This is a genomic window from Streptomyces sp. CG 926 (assembly GCF_003148825.1).
Lineage (GTDB): Bacteria > Actinomycetota > Actinomycetes > Streptomycetales > Streptomycetaceae > Streptomyces.
Genome location: NZ_QGGZ01000001.1, coordinates 782,787 through 797,517, shown reverse-complemented (window position 1 = coordinate 797,517; position 14,731 = coordinate 782,787). Strand labels below are relative to the sequence as shown.

At 73.8% G+C, this 14,731-nt stretch carries 11 protein-coding genes; 6 read left to right on the top strand and 5 right to left on the bottom strand.

Going from position 1 to position 14,731, the window contains the following annotated elements; translation table 11 throughout:
- Positions 1-98 precede the first annotated feature (98 nt).
- Positions 99-662 carry a DUF1707 and FHA domain-containing protein gene (locus BCL76_RS03285; RefSeq protein ID WP_109777940.1) on the top strand — a complete coding sequence of 188 codons (564 nt, stop codon included), beginning with the start codon at positions 99-101 and terminating at the stop codon, positions 660-662.
- An 81-nt stretch (positions 663-743) separates the two neighbouring features.
- Positions 744-1,241: a GNAT family N-acetyltransferase gene (locus BCL76_RS03280; RefSeq protein ID WP_109778322.1), complete on the top strand. Its 498-nt coding sequence runs from the start codon at positions 744-746 to the stop codon at positions 1,239-1,241.
- Here the strand turns inward: BCL76_RS03280 and BCL76_RS03275 are convergent.
- A complete protein-coding gene (locus tag BCL76_RS03275) occupies positions 1,231-2,346 on the bottom strand; it encodes a MerR family transcriptional regulator (RefSeq protein ID WP_181382415.1) in 1,116 nt (371 codons plus the stop codon). The genes BCL76_RS03280 and BCL76_RS03275 overlap by 11 nt on opposite strands.
- A gap of 233 nt (positions 2,347-2,579) precedes the next feature.
- On the opposite strand from BCL76_RS03275, the gene BCL76_RS03270 reads away from it, so the two are divergent.
- Entirely contained in the window at positions 2,580-3,431 is an 852-nt protein-coding gene (locus BCL76_RS03270) for a 2OG-Fe(II) oxygenase (RefSeq protein WP_109777936.1), read from the top strand.
- 7 nt (positions 3,432-3,438) lie between these two features.
- Here BCL76_RS03270 and BCL76_RS03265 read toward each other — a convergent pair whose 3' ends face one another.
- On the bottom strand, positions 3,439-4,734 hold the full coding sequence (locus BCL76_RS03265) for a M14 family zinc carboxypeptidase (protein WP_109778321.1): 1,296 nt from the start codon (positions 4,732-4,734) through the stop codon (positions 3,439-3,441).
- A gap of 139 nt (positions 4,735-4,873) precedes the next feature.
- Entirely contained in the window at positions 4,874-6,286 is a 1,413-nt protein-coding gene (lpdA, locus tag BCL76_RS03260; protein ID WP_109777934.1) for a dihydrolipoyl dehydrogenase, read from the bottom strand.
- A gap of 83 nt (positions 6,287-6,369) precedes the next feature.
- Here lpdA and BCL76_RS03255 point away from each other — a divergent pair, with 83 nt between their 5' ends.
- Positions 6,370-7,278 (top strand): LysR family transcriptional regulator, encoded by a 909-nt coding sequence (locus BCL76_RS03255; RefSeq protein ID WP_109777932.1) that lies wholly within the window; start codon positions 6,370-6,372, stop codon positions 7,276-7,278.
- A gap of 25 nt (positions 7,279-7,303) precedes the next feature.
- Here the strand turns inward: BCL76_RS03255 and treY are convergent, their stop codons facing one another.
- Positions 7,304-9,583 (bottom strand): malto-oligosyltrehalose synthase, encoded by a 2,280-nt coding sequence (gene treY / locus BCL76_RS03250; protein WP_109777930.1) that lies wholly within the window; start codon positions 9,581-9,583, stop codon positions 7,304-7,306.
- A 145-nt stretch (positions 9,584-9,728) separates the two neighbouring features.
- Here treY and BCL76_RS03245 point away from each other — a divergent pair, with 145 nt between their 5' ends.
- On the top strand, positions 9,729-10,979 hold the full coding sequence (locus tag BCL76_RS03245) for an MFS transporter (RefSeq protein ID WP_258309261.1): 1,251 nt from the start codon (positions 9,729-9,731) through the stop codon (positions 10,977-10,979).
- Here the strand turns inward: BCL76_RS03245 and glgX are convergent.
- The gene (gene glgX, locus BCL76_RS03240; RefSeq protein WP_109777927.1) at positions 10,964-13,078 is read right to left on the bottom strand and encodes a glycogen debranching protein GlgX; all 2,115 of its coding nucleotides are present in this window, start codon (positions 13,076-13,078) and stop codon (positions 10,964-10,966) included. The two genes, BCL76_RS03245 and glgX, sit on opposite strands and share 16 nt — an antisense overlap.
- Positions 13,079-13,364: 286 nt before the next feature.
- Here glgX and BCL76_RS03235 point away from each other — a divergent pair, with 286 nt between their 5' ends.
- Positions 13,365-14,642: an SAV2148 family HEPN domain-containing protein gene (locus BCL76_RS03235; protein ID WP_109777925.1), complete on the top strand. Its 1,278-nt coding sequence runs from the start codon at positions 13,365-13,367 to the stop codon at positions 14,640-14,642.
- Positions 14,643-14,731: the final 89 nt, after the last annotated feature.

Genomic DNA, 14,731 nt, shown 5'->3' with positions numbered 1-14,731 from the left:
CGTCGGCGGCGGTGCCCAGCATGCGTATCGTGCCCATCATTCCGGGCGTGGCGGGGGAGTTCTGGACACTCCGCCCCCGACGGGCCGACAATCACCCTGTGACGTCCAGTTTCGAGATTCCCGCCTTCCCCGCGCCGCGGCTGTCCGACGCCGAGCGTGACCGGGCGCTGGGCCAGCTCAGGGAGGGCGCGGCCCTCGGCAAGCTGTCCCACGACACCTTCCTGCGTCGGATGGAACTCGCCCTGGTCGCGCGCCGCTCCGAGGACCTGGCGGTGCTCACGGCCGACCTGCAGTCCCGGGACGCCGCCGAAAGCCCGTGGACCCGTCGGCTGTTCGGCTGGGTCGGCCGGGCCTCGGCCGTCTCGCTCGGCGTCCGGCGCGCCTGGAACGCGGAGCGCCTGCCCAAGCTGCTGCTGCCGCACCCGAGCGCGGCCGCCCTGCGGATCGGCCGCGACCCCGGCAACGGGCTGCGGCTCAGCCACGAGACGGTCTCCCGCGCCCATGCGGAGCTCAGCCTGCGCGGCGGGGCCTGGGTGCTCACGGACCTCGGCTCCACCAACGGGACCACGGTCAACGGGCGCCGGGTGACCGGCTCGGCCGTGGTCCGCGACGGGGACCAGGTCAGCTTCGGGAACATGACCTTCCGGCTCTCGTCGAGCTGAGGACGTCCACCGCCCGTCCACCCGTCCCCGGACGCGGCCCCGCCGGTCCGCCGTCGGGAGCCGACCCGCAGGATGGCGGTCATGGAACACACCGCCGTCACCACCGGCACCTCCGTCATCCGCCGCGCGCGCGTCGGGGATCTGCCCCGCCTGGTCGAACTCGTCCACGAGCACGTGGCGTACGAGAAGTCGACCCCGCGCCCGGACGACCTCGCCGAGCGCCTCGGCCCGCAACTGTTCGCCGAGGACGCCCGGCTGTGGGTACTGCTCGCCGAGACCCCGGACGGCGCGGTCGCCGGATACGCCGCCTGCTCGGCCGAGTTCGCCTTCTGGGACGCCCGGCACCACCTGCACATGGACTGCCTCTACCTGGCCGAGGGGGCGCGCGGTCACGGCCTCGGCGCCGCCCTGATGGACGGGGTGACGAGCCTGGCCCGCGCGCTCGGCCTCGACCAGGTCCAGTGGCAGACCCCCGACTGGAACGAGGGCGCGATCCGCTTCTACGACCGCCTCGGTGCCACCGGCAGGCCGAAACTGCGCTACGCCCTCGCGGTGGAGGCGACGCCGTTCACGCCGTGAGCAGACGAAGGCCCAGATCCGCCGCGTCGAGGTCGGTGAGGTCGCCGTTGCGTTCGGCCCACCGGCCGGAGGCGAGGTCGTCCCCCAGGCTTCGCACCGCCCGCCGCTCGGCCTGCGGCCCGACCCTCGTCCACACCGACATCGCACGGCGCACGTGATCCTCCAGATACGCCTCCGGCCGGCGCCAGTACGCCTCGAACAGGCCGTCGGCGCAGTCCCACGGGACGGGCACCGGTTCGGCGCGGGCGCCGATCGCGTCGGTCATCGCGGCGAGCGAGGGGAACCGCGCGAGGACACCGGCGAACTCGGGCAGGTAGTCGCGGGTGAGCCAGAAACGGTCCTGCCATCCGGGCTCGTCGGTGTCGAAGGTGAGCACCACCACGCGGCGGGCCACGCGCCGCATCTCGCGCAACCCCGCCATCGGGTCCCCCCAGTGGTGCACGGTGGAGACGGCCATCGCGACGTCGAAGGCCCCGTCCTCGAACGGCAGGCTCTCCGCCGCGGCGGCCACGCACGGCGCCGCACCGGCGGGCCGCTGCTCCCGCATGACCGCCGACGGCTCCACCGCGGTCACCTCCAGGTCGGCGGGCTCGTAGGAGCCGGTGCCGGCCCCCACGTTCAGCACCGTCCGGGCGTCCCCGAGCGCGCACCGGATCTGTGCGGCGATCCGCGGCTCGGTACGCCGTGTCGCCGGGTAGGCGCCGCCGATCGCGTCGTACAGCCGTGCGCCGAACACCTCCAGTTGCTCCTCCGGTGTCACCTTCAGTCCCTTCGCCCGTGCTTCCAGTTCCCTGTCGATGGCCGCCACCATGGCGTCGGCCCGGTCCCGCCGCTCCAGCAGCAGGCCGCGCAGTCGGCGCAGGTGCGCCGCCGCGTCGGTGGACGGGTCGCCGACCAGTTCCGCGACCTCCCGCAGTCCGAAGCCCAACCGCCGGTAGGCCAGTACCTCCCGTAGCCGCTCCATGTCGTCGGCCGAGTAGGCCCGGTAACCGGCCGCGGTCCGTGCCGAAGGCCGGACGAGCCCGATGTCGTCGTAGTGATGCAGCGTGCGGACGCTCACGTCGGCCAGTTCGGCCACGCGTCCCACGGTCCAGTGATCGTCCATGGCACCGACTGTGCGGCCTGACGCCACGTGAGGGTCAAGGCCGCACCCTCGGATCGGCGGTGGTGCCCTTCCGGGTCCGGTCCGGGTCCGGGTCCCGATGCCGGTCCGGGGCAGATTCCGCTTCCCGCCGGGCACGCCGCGTCGGACGGTCGGCGAAGGCGTGCACCGCGCACTTCCGTGCGCCCCCTTGTGCTCCTTCGGCGCGGGCGGCCGCCGTCGTACGGTTCCGGGCTATGAGCGGATACACGATGGAACCGGCCACGCCGATGGAAATCGGCCCCCGCGTACTGCCGCCCTCCGACCGATGGTCCCCCGCGCTCGCGCTGCCGGCCCCGGTCTGCCGTTTCGAGAACTTCCTGGGGGCGGAGCGTGCCGCCGCCCTGCTGGAATACGCGATAGCCCGGGAGGAGGACTTCAGGGCGGGGACCGTCCTGGACCCGCTGACCGGACAGGTGTCCCGCAAGGGGCGGGACTCGCTGGTCCTTCCCGTGACCAGCGAGGTGTTCAGCGCGCACCTGGCCGACTGCCTCCCGCTCGTCCAGGAGGTCCTCGGTCACCGGGCCGTGCTCGCCCAGTCGTTGACCGTCCTGACGGCGCACGGCGAGGGCGGCCACTTCGGCATCCACACGGACGCCTCACGGGTCCGGGACGTGAGTACGGCGCTGTCCGCCGTGTACTACCTGCACCGCACGCCGCGCGGCTTCGGCGGTGGCCAACTCCGCTTGTACGACACCGTGGTGGACGACGGGAGGGCGCGGCCGGGGGAGTCCTACCGCACGATCGAGCCCGAGCACGACACCATCGTCTTCTTCCCCGCCGGCGCCTTTCACGAGGTCGTGCCCTCCACCTGCCCGAGCGGGTGGTTCTCGGACCACCGGTTCACCCTCACGACGTGGATCTCCGGCGGGGAGCCCGTCATGGCCCCGGACGCCCACCGCCCCGACGTCTGGCGGTGGCTGGCGGACGCGGCCGAGGGCACCCGCCCCCTCCACGACGCCGCTCAGGACCACGACGGAGCCAGGCCGGTGGCCCTGCCGCCGCCCGGCCCCGACACCCGCCTGGGCCCGTCCGGGCACCGGACCTGAACCCCGCTCAGCCCGGTCGACCCGCCGCCACGAGACGGGCGTAGGCGGCCAGGACGATCCGGGACTGGTGCTCCACCTGGGTGGCCACCGGGACCCAGCGGGCCCCGAAACGGGACGCGAAGTCCTCGCACCACCCGGTCACCAGCCGGTCCAGCCCGGGCGCCGCCGGATGCCCCTGGGCGTGCAGCACCCGCAGCAGCATCGCGGCGGCACGCAGCGACAGCCGCCGCCCGAAGGCGTCGATGCTGACGACGTACGCCGCCGTGGCCTCGGCCGGAGCCCCGGCCGTCCACCCGGCCGCGACCTGGGGGATCAGCGCGAGCGTCCAGTCCACCGCGCGCAGCAGGGGAGCCGCGGCCGGGTCCTCGTACGGGCGCGGCTCCTGCGGTACGCGGGCCCTGCCCCGGACCCCGGCGACGAGCGCGGCGTCCGCGGTCAGCCGCTCGGCCAGCATCCGCAGGGCGCCGCGCGGGTCCGGGTGCGGGGTCGGATCGTCCACCAGGTCGGAGGCCCACATGGGGACTTCGACGATGGCGGTCGTGCCGGCGTAGCGGTGGGCGTGGTACCAGGTGCTCAGCCGGGTGTCCTCCGGGTGGAAGGCCCCGGCGGCCTCGCTGCCCGGCTGCGGGATCACGAAGATCCCCGGCCCGGGGGAGGGCCAGCCGGCCGCGTCCGAAGCCCCGTTCTCCACCGGGATGCGCAGGTCGGCGGCCGATTTCGCGAAGGGCTCGGCGAGACCGGGTATGTCCCGGGTGAGCTGCACCCAGGAACCGCCGAGGTCGGTGGCGTGCAGGGAGACCTGGAGGACGGGCCGTAGTTCGTCGATGAGCGCCAGCAGCGCCAGGGTCTCGGGCGGCAGCCGGTCCGGGGGCAGTAAGGACGGCGCCCACTCGGGCTGTTCGGGGCCGGGAGGCCGGAAGAAGTTCCGGTGGTAGTCCAGCAGCGAGTAGGGCCGGGGGGTGCGGTGCAGGTTCGCGCCGTCGGGGTCGGCGCAGAGCAGGAAGTGCCAGCCGCAGCCGGCCCGCGGGGCCGGGTCGTCGAGGAGGCGCCGGGCGAGCGAGAGGGCGGTGGCGCCGCCGACGGGCTCGTTGGCGTGTGCCCCGGCGACGACGAGGACGCTGCGTTCGGCGTCGCGCGGGGCGTCGCCGATCGCGGCGACGGACAGCACCCAGAGCGGCTGCCCGGCCCGGGAGGTGCCGGCTTGGCGGAGCCGGACCTCGTCGGGGTGTTCGTCCGTCAGAGCGCGGGCGGCGAGCCCGAGTTCCCGCGGTGTGGGGTAGCACATGTCACGGAGGAGAGTCACAAGGGATGCCATGCCCGCAGGGCCCGCCGCCTACTGCTCCCAGGGCTCCGCAGTTCCCCCGATCCGCGAGAAAACCCCTGGCCAAGGCCTGCCTCCCCGATCCGGTCGGGGCCCGCGCCGCCGACCGGATCGCCCCGGGCTACCGCTGGTGCAGGCCGCGGCCCGCCAGGCTGAGGAAGGCCTCCCCGACCGCCTCCGACAGCGTCGGGTGGGCGTGGATGTGCCGCGCCACATCGGCCGGCTCCGCGTCCCAGCCCACGATGAGCTGGCTCTCCGCGATCATCTCCGACACGTGCGGCCCCACCAGGTGCACGCCGAGCACCCGCCCGGCCCGCTCCGCGACCACCTTCACCATGCCGCCCTGCCCGTGCACCATGCCCTTGGCCACGGCGGTCAGCGGCATCGTGTTCACCACCACGTCGTACCCGGCCTCGCGCGCCTGCGCCTCGGTCGGTCCGACGGCGGCGGTCTGCGGCGCCGAGTAGGTCACCCGGGGCACCGCCGCGTAGTCCACCGGCGCGCTCGCCACCCCGGCCAGCGTCTCCGCCACCAGCAGGCCCTCCGCGAAGGAGGCGTGCGCCAGCCCGAGCGAGGGCGGCGGCAGCAGGTCGCCCACCACGTGGATCCCCGGGACGGCGGTCTCCAGCCGGGACCAATCGGCCGGAGCCACGAACCCCCGCTCGTCGGTGGCCGGACCGGCCGCCGCGAGGTCCAGGCCGTCGGTCACCGGGACCCGCCCGACCGCGACCAGCAGCCGCTCCGCCCCGATCTCCCGCAACTCCCCGCGCGCGGTGCGCACGGTGGCCCGCACGCCCCCGAAGGCGAGCCGCTCGGCCCCCTCCAGCCGGGCCCCGGTCAGCACGTCGATCCCGCGCCTGCGCAGCCCGCGCGCCAGATGCCGGGACACGTCCACGTCCTCCGACGGGACCAGCCGGTCCGCTGCCTCGACCAGGGTCACCTCGGCGCCCATGGAACGGTGGAACGACGCGTACTCCACCCCGATCGCCCCGCCGCCCAGTACCAGGACCGAAGCCGGCAGGCCGGGCGCGAACAGGGCGTCGTCACTGGTGACCACCGTGTGGCCGTCGGGCTCCAGGCCGGGCAGCGTACGCGGCCGGGACCCGGTGGCCAGCACGATGCCCCGGCCGGCGGTGAACTCCCGTCCGTCCTCGGTCCGTACCGAGCGCGGACCGGTCAACCGGGCTCCGCTGCGCACCACCCGTACCCCGGCGTGCTCCAAGTGGGCTTCCACACCCTTGTGGTTGCGGGCGACGATGTCGTCCCGGGTGGCGGTCAGGGCCGACCAGTCGATCGACTCCACGCGCGCCCGGACCCCCCAGCGCTCGCGCGCCTCGGCCACGCCGTCGACGAGTTCCGCCGCGTGCAGCATGGCCTTGCTGGGGATGCAGCCCCGGTGCAGGCAGGTCCCGCCGACCTTGTCGCGCTCCGCGAGCAGGACGCTCAGGCCCAGGGCCGAGGCGCGCAGGGCGGTGCTGTAGCCGCCCGTTCCGCCGCCGATCACGATCACATCCACTGTGCTGTCGTCGGTCATGTGGTCAGCCTGTCCCTCCCGTCGGGTCAAGTCCAAGGAAATGATCTTCTGAAGGTCATGAAGGATCTTTATGCTTCCCGGTCATGAGCCTGCGCCAGATGGAGTACTTCCTGGCCGTCGTGGAGGAGTCATCCTTCACCCGCGCCGCGGACGGTCTGCACGTCACGCAGCCCGCCCTGTCCCACCAGGTCAAGGCCCTGGAACGGTCCGTGGGCGGCGCGCTGTTGGAGCGGATGCCCCGCGGGGTCCGACTGACCCCGATGGGCCGCGCCTTCCTTCCGCACGCGCAACTCGCCGTCCGTAGCGCCCGGCAGGCCGAACGGGCCGCCCGCGCCGCCGCCGGGGTGGCGGGCGGTGAACTGCACATCGCCACCATGCACGCGCTGGCCGTCGGCCTGCTGCCCGACGTCGCCGCCCGCTGGCGGTCCCTGCACCCGGGGGTGTCCCTGGTGCTGCGGGAGTACGGCAGCACCGAGGCGCTGGAGGAGCAGCTGGAACGGGGCGTGGCCGATCTCGCGGTGGGCCCGGAGCCCGTGGGTTGGGCGGGGCCGCTGCTGCGCATCGACCGGGAGGAGCTGGTCGTCGTCGTCCCCTTCGGCGATCCGCTGGCCGGCCGCACGGCCGTCACCCTCACCGAACTGGCCCACCGCGACTGGATCCGCTGCGCGATGGAACCGCTGGTGGACGGAGTCCTCGTCCTCGACCGGGCGTGCGGGGCGCTCGGTTTCACCCCGCGCACGGTGCTGCGTACGGAACACACCTCGACGGCGGTACGGATGGCGGCCGCCGGGGTGGGCGTCGTCATGGCCCCGGCCCACATGGTCCGTGGCGCCGTCGGCGAGGACTGCGTACTGCTCTCCCTCGACCCGCCGTGGCACCGGCCGCTGGCCGTCTTCTCGCGGGTCCCGCTGACCGGCGCCGCGGCCGCCTTCGCGGAGCTGATCGGCGACCGGACCGCGCCGGGTCCGGGCCCGGGCCGACCGCCGCACTGAGCGGCGGTGGCCCGGCCCGGCCGGATCACCCGCGCAGCCAGACCCCCACCGGGTGGCCGTCGAGCAGGGCCGCCACCTCGGCCGAACCGCTGTGCGCCACGGTGCGGTCCCCGGACGGGGGGAGGGGGCCGGAGGACGCGAGGCGGGTCCAGGTGCCGGGAGGTAGGTGCAGGCGGGTGTCCCGCCAGCCGCCCGACGCGGCCAGCCGGTGGGACAGCCGGGTGGCCGCCACCAGCAGCCCGGGGCCCCGGGTGAAGGCCAGCAGATGATCGGCGGCCGGGCCCCGGGCCGGGATCGGCGCGTAGCCCCGGAACAGCTCCGGCCGGTCCCGGCGCAGCCGCAGCAGGGTGGCCGTGAGCCCGAGCTTCTCCTCGGCCGGGTCCTCGGGGGCGGACCCGTCGTCCAGCCGGGCCAGGGCCCGGCGGGGGAAGTGGGCCGGACGCCGGTTGTCGGGGTCCACCAGCGCCCGGTACTCCGTCTCCGCGCCCTGGTAGACCTCCGGGACCCCCGGCATCGCCAGGTGCAGCAGGGTCATGCCCAGCAGGTTCGCCCGAGCCGCCCCGGCCAGCTCCGCCGGGAGGTCGAGCGGGTCCCGGACGTACCCGGCCACGCCCGCCTCGTACGCCTCGTCCGGCTCGGTCCAGCTGGTGTGCAGGGCCGCCTCGCGGACCGCCTTCAGCAGGGCGTCGGCCAGCCGGGGCCCGGCCTCGGGGACCCGGCCGAGCCCCAGCGCGGTCTGCCGGGCCACCCAGGCCAGCTGGGGGTCGGGCCCCTCGGGGCACCCCATCAGCTCCGGCGCCTGGGACAGGGCCGCGATCCGGGCCCGGACGTCCGCGCTGCGTTTGGTGTCGTGCGTGGACAGGACGGTCCCGGCCGCGGGCCACTCCTTCGCCAGGGCGGCGCAGTACGCGTGGAACTCCGCGACCGACACGGCAGGCCGGCCCGGCTCCCCGCCGACCTCGGTGGCGGACAGGAGCGGGGCGTACCGGTAGAAGGCCCGGTCCTCCAGGGACTTGGCGCGCAGGGCCGCCGAGGTCTGGGCGAAGCGGGCGGCGAAGGCCGGATCCCGCAGCAGCAGCTCCCGTACGGCGGCCACCGCGCCGGGGCCGGCCGTCGCGGCCGCCTGTTCCAGGGCCTGTGGCGGCAGCTCCGGCTCGCCGGGGTACGGTCGGTAGACCGGAAAGGCGATCAGCAACTCCCGCACAGCGGGCGCCAGTTGCTGTCCGGCCAGCCGTTCCAGGGCGGTCAGCTCGGCGGCCAGGTCGCCGGTCAGCACCTCCCGCGCGGCCGCCCGGGCCGCCTCCGGCCAGTGCGGCAGCCCGGTGGTCTCCCCGTACCGGGCCGCCAGTTCCGCGGCGCCCTCGGGGTCGGTGAACACCCCGTCCACCCGGTGCAGGGCGTCGTAGCCGGTGGTCCCCGCCACCGGCCAGGCGGACGGCAGTCGCTCCTCGCGCGCCAGGATCTTCTCGACCACCACCCAGCAGTCCTCGCCCGCCGCCGCCCGCAGCCGTCGCAGGTACCCCTCCGGGTCCGCCAGCCCGTCCACGTGGTCGATCCGCAAGCCCTCCGCGACCCCGTCCCGGACCAGCTCCAGCACCTTCGCATGGGTGGCCGTGAACACGTCCGGGTCCTCCACCCGGACCCCGATCAGATCCGAAATGGTGAAGAAACGGCGGTAGTTGAGCGCGGTGCGGGCCTCGCGCCACCAAGCCGGCCGGTACCACTGCGCGGCGAGCAGCTCGGGCAGCGCCAGCCCCGAGGTCCCCTCCCGCAGCGGGAACTCCTGCTCCCCGTAGCGGAGCACGTCGCCGTCGGCCGTCAGCTCGCAGGTCTCCACCGGCCCGGCCAGCACCGGCAGCAGCACCTGACCGCCGCCCGCCTCCCAGTCGATGTCGAACCAGCGGGCGTACGGCGAGGCGGGGCCGTCCCGCAGCACCTCCCACAGGGGCCGGTTCAGTCGCAGCGGGGTCGGCACCGCCATGTGGTTGGGCACGATGTCGAGGACCAGGCCGAGGCCGTGCGCCCGGGCCGCCCCGGCCAGGGACCGCAGGCCCGGCTCGCCGCCGAGCTCGGCCCGCACGCGGGAGTGGTCGGTGACGTCGTAGCCGTGCGTCGAGCCGGGCGCCGCCTCCAGGACCGGGGAGAGGTGCAGGTGCGACACGCCGAGCGAGGCGATGTACGGCAGGGCCGCCTCGGCCGCTGCGAAGGGGAACTCGGGGCGCAGCTGGAGGCGGTAGGTCGACGTCGGGGTGACTGATGTCGGAACATCAGATTCCGATTCAGGGGTCGCGCGCGGCTGGCTCATGAGAACGTACGTACCCAACCTGACGGATTCCGTGCCATTACCCAATGCATCCGAGTGACTGCGTCGGGTTAGTGTCGATCAAGTGGTTGGAACCGTCAGCACCTATCGAAACGTCATCGCCCTGACCGGGCCCCTACTTCCCCTCGTGTCTTTCCTCGCCCGACTGCCCGTCGCGATGTCCCAGTTCGGCAGCTTCCTGCTGGTCGCCCGGACCAGCGATTCCCTCGCCGTCGCCGGCACGGTCGGCGGCGCGCTCTCCCTCGGACAGGTCCTCTTCGGCCCCGTACTCGGCCGACTCGCCGACCGGCACGGGCAGCGCCCCGTCGTCCTGGCCGCGGCCGCCGTCAACGCCGTGGCCACCGCCGCCCTCGTCGCCGGGGCGCTCACCCACCTGGCCACCGTCCCGCTCGCCGCGATCGGCGCCCTCACCGGCGCCTCCGTACCGCTGATCGGACCGCTCGCCCGCACCCGCTCGGTGGCCCTGGCCCACCGGGCGAAGTCCGACGAGAGCGTCGTCGGCGCCGTCCACGCGCTCGAAGGCACCCTGGACGAGGTCTCCTTCGTCTTCGGCCCCGCCCTCGTCGGACTCGCCGCGCTCCTCGCGCACCCGGCCGTCGCCCTCGTCGGCGCGGCCGGCCTCGTCGCCGTCTTCGGCACGATCTACGCCCTGCACCCGACCGCCGCCGTCACGGCCGGGTCCCCCGCACCCGACCGGGTCCCGGGGAGCCGGGTCCGCTCACCCGGCGTGGTCCACGCCGTACGGGGCTCCCTCGCCCTCCAGGGCGCCATGTTCGGCGCCTGCCAGGCGGGCATCACCGCGCTCACCATCCGCCTCGGCGTCCCGGACCAGGCCGCCGTCGTCTACTCCGCCATGGGCGTCGTCAGCGCGGTCGTCGGCATCTCGCTCGGCGCGCTGCCCGCCCGCTTCGGGCTGCGGCTGCGCTGGCGGGTGGCGACCGCGGCGGCGCTGGTGCTCTCCGTGCCGCTGCTGTTCACCGACAGCCTGTGGCCGCTGTACGTCGTCGTCACCGTGCTGGGTGCCGCCTACGCACCCCACCTGATCACCGCGTTCGCACTCACCGAGCGGGCGGTGGAGCCGGCCCGGCTCTCCACCGCGATGGCCGTCGCCGCCAGCTGCCTGGTGGCCGGGCAGGCCACGGCGCTCGTCGTCTGCGGGCGCCTCGCCGAGGCCCACGGGCCCGCCGGGGCCTTCGCCGTGGCCGTCGGGGCGGCCGCGCTCTGCCTGCTCCTCGCCCTCGTCACCGAGGTACCCGCCGCCCGGACGCACCCCACCGAGGTGCGCGTCCCGGGCCCGCGGACCGACGTGCGCCCGGCGCCGGACGGGAGCGGCGCCGCGACGCAGGACGCCGAAGCGGGCGCCTACGCAGGACGCTGAAGCACCACCAGGCACCGCCCCGTCAGCGCCACCCGGTCACCGGCCGCATACTGCGGCCCGGTGCCGGGTGGCAGTACGTCCGCCCGCGCCGTGTCCACCACCAGCCGCCACTGCGCGCCGTGCCCCGCGGGAACGGTGAAGTCCTGCGACTCCGCGCCCGCGTTGAACATCAACAGGAACGAGTCGTCGGTGATCCGCTCCCCACGGGTGCCCGGCTCGGAGATCGCCTCCCCGTTCAGGAAGACGGTCAGCGCCTTCGCGTGCTGCGCCTGCCAGTCCCGCGCCCGCATCTCCTCCCCGTGCGGGGTGAACCAGGCGATGTCGGACAGTTCGTCGTGCGTGCCTTCCACCGGCCGTCCGTGGAAGAACCGGCGCCGCCGGAAGACCGGATGGTCGCGGCGCAGCCACACCATCCGACGGGTGAACTCCAGCAGCGCCGGCGCCGGTTTGCCGGGCTCCGGCCAGCCCACCCACGCCAGCTCGTTGTCCTGGCAGTAGGCGTTGTTGTTGCCCTGCTGGGTACGCCCGAACTCGTCGCCGTGGCTGAGCATCGGCACCCCCTGCGACAGCATCAGGGTGGCCGTGAAGTTACGCATCTGGCGTTCGCGCAGCTCCAGGATCTCCGGATCCTCGGTCGGCCCCTCCACACCGCAGTTCCAGGAGCGGTTGTGGGTCTCGCCGTCCCGATTGCCCTCCCGATTGGCCTCGTTGTGCTTCTCGTCGTAGGAGACCAGGTCGTTCAGGGTGAAACCGTCGTGGCAGGTGGTGAAGTTGATCGACGCCAGCGGGCGCCGACCGTCGTCCTGGTACAGGTCCGAGGAGCCCGTCAGTCGCCCCGCGAACTCCGCGAGCGTGCGCGGTTGCCCGCGCCACAGGTCCCGCACGGTGTCCCGGTACTTGCCGTTCCACTCGGTCCACAGCGGCGGGAAGTTGCCCACCTGGTAGCCGCCCTCGCCCAGGTCCCAGGGCTCCGCGATCAACTTCACCTGGCTGACCACCGGATCCTGCTGGACCAGGTCGAAGAACGACGACAGCCGGTCCACCTCGTGGAACTGGCGGGCCAGGGTCGCCGCCAGGTCGAAGCGGAAGCCGTCCACATGCATCTCGGTGACCCAGTAGCGCAGCGAGTCCATGATCAGCTGGAGCACGTGCGGGGAACGCATCAGCAGCGAGTTGCCGGTGCCGGTGGTGTCCATGTAGTGGCGCGGATCGTCCGCCAGCCGGTAGTACGAGGCGTTGTCCAGCCCCCGGAAGGACAGCGTCGGGCCCAGATGGTTCCCCTCCGCGGTGTGGTTGTAGACCACGTCGAGGATCACCTCGATCCCGGCCTCGTGCAGGGCCCGGACCGCCGACTTGAACTCCAGCACCTGCTGACCGCGGTCACCCGAGGCGTAACCGTTGTGCGGGGCGAAGAAACCGATGGTGTTGTAGCCCCAGTAGTTGCTCAGCCCGTCGTTGACCAGCCGGTGGTCGTTGACGAACTGGTGGACCGGCATCAGCTCCAGCGCCGTCACCCCGAGCTTGGTGAGGTGGCCGATGACCGCCGGGTGCGCCAGCGCCCCGTAGGTGCCGCGCAGCTCCTCGGGGAGGTCCGGATGGTGCATGGTCAGCCCCTTGACGTGGGCCTCGTACAGCACGGTGTGGTGGTACTCGTGACGCGGCGGCCGGTCGTTGGCCCAGTCGAAGTACGGGTTCACCACCACCGAGCTCATCGTGTGCGGGGCGGAGTCCAGGTCGTTGCGCGAGTCCGGCCGGCCGAAGTGGTAGCCGTACACCGCCTCGTTCCAGCTGACCCGGCCGCTGATGGCCCGCGCGTACGGGTCCAGCAGCAGCTTCGCCGCGTTGCAGCGCCGCCCGCGCTCGGGCTCGTACGGCCCGTGCACACGGAATCCGTAGCGCTGGCCCGGCATGACGCCGGGCAGGTACGCGTGACGGACGAAGGCGTCCGTCTCGCGCAGCTCCACGGCGGATTCCGACCCGTCGTCGTGGAGGAGGCACAGCTCGATGCGTCGCGCCGCCTCCGAGTAGACCGCGAAATTGGTGCCGGCGCCGTCGTACGTGGCACCCAGCGGATACGCCTGTCCCGGCCAGACCTGCATAGATAACGACTCTTCCCTCATTGCCCGAAGATGTCCCGGCCGACCCGGCATGGACCACGTCCCTGCCAGATCTTCCCCGAAAGAGGGGCCGCAAGCGCGGACTTGGCAGGGGTCCTATTGGGTGACCCGCAGAGCTGATATGCGGGTCAACGGACTGTGTGCGCATCGGATAATGGGTCAACGGACGGTCGCGGTAAGGGCCGTCGGGCTGCACCGGGCCGCGCGCGCGGAGTACTCTTCCGTGATCACTGGAGACGGGCGTCCAGACGCAGAAGGCGGTGCACGGGTGAGCTCGGGAGGTCTGGAGCTGCCCCCTGGTGACAGCAGTCACGAGGGTGGCCCGGCGGACGCCCCAGGGGGTGTCCCCGGCGGGACACCCGCGGGGCTCCCGGCCGGGGCGGTCTCCCTGGCGGGCGGACCGGCCGAGGCCGGGGACGCGGGGACCGGCGTGGAGCTGGACTGGGGCACGGAGGCCTGGAGCGAGGTCCGGACCCGGGCACAGCGGGCCGGCCGTGCGTACATCTGGCTGAATCTCATCGAACAGCGCTTGCGCGCGGTGGTCGGGGCGGTGCTCCGGCCGATCTACGAACCGGTGCACGGCACCGACGACTGGGTCGTCGCGGCGGCCGGGCCGGCCGGGCAGGAATGGGTGCAGCGGGCCGTCGCCGTGCGCGAGGTCAGCCGGCGCAAGGGCTATCTGCTCGACCCGACCGACGACAACGTGCTGAGCTTCCTGACCTTGCCCCAGCTGCGCGAGCTGATGGTCCAGCACTGGCCGTGCTTCGAGCCGTACTTCGACGACCGGCGCGAGATCGAGCTGGCCCTGGACGAGCTGGAGGTCACCCGCAACGTCGTCTCCCGCAACCGGGCCCTGTCCCGGCCGGTGCTGGAGCAGGCCGAGCGGGCCTCGGCGCGCCTGCTGGAGGTGCTGGGCGGGGTCTCCGGCAGTCCCTCGGCGGAGCGGCTGCCGATCGACGCCGTCGAGGACCTGGTGGGCGACCGGTACGCGGACGTCATCTCGGTCCACCCCGACCGGGTACGGCTGCAGCGCCAGCTCCCGGCCGAGGACCTCTTCGGCGGCGCGCGGCGACTCGACGCCATCGGCATAGGGCTCAACCTGCTGGTCCAGAACTTCTCGGGCCGAAGACTCGTCCGGCTCACCGAGGCCGGTTGCCGGGTGCGGCTGCTGTTCCTGAACCCGGCGAGCAGCGCCGTGAAGCGGCGCGAGCGGGAACTGGGACTGCGCAAGGGCGAGCTGAGCCGCTCGGTCGAGATGAACATCCTGCACGTCCGCCGGGTCCGGGCGGGACTGCGGGACCCCTCCCGATTCGAGATCCACGTCTTCGACGAGACCCCGCGGTTCACCGCCTACCTGGTGGAGGGGCAGTCCTCGGGCATCGCGGTGGTCCAGTCCTACCTGCGGCGCGCACGCGGCATGGAGTCCCCGGTCCTGGTGTTGCGGGGCGGCGGGCGCGGGGTGCCGAAGGACGCGGACCACGGGCTGTTCACGACGTACCGGGAAGAGTTCGAGTCGATGTGGGAAGACTCCCGGCCGGTGTCCTGACACCGGGCCCGACGGCGCCGGCGCGCCCCGGCGGCCTGGCTGTCAGTGTCCCGTGGCAGGCTGAAACCCGTTGACCGAAGGTGTACGGG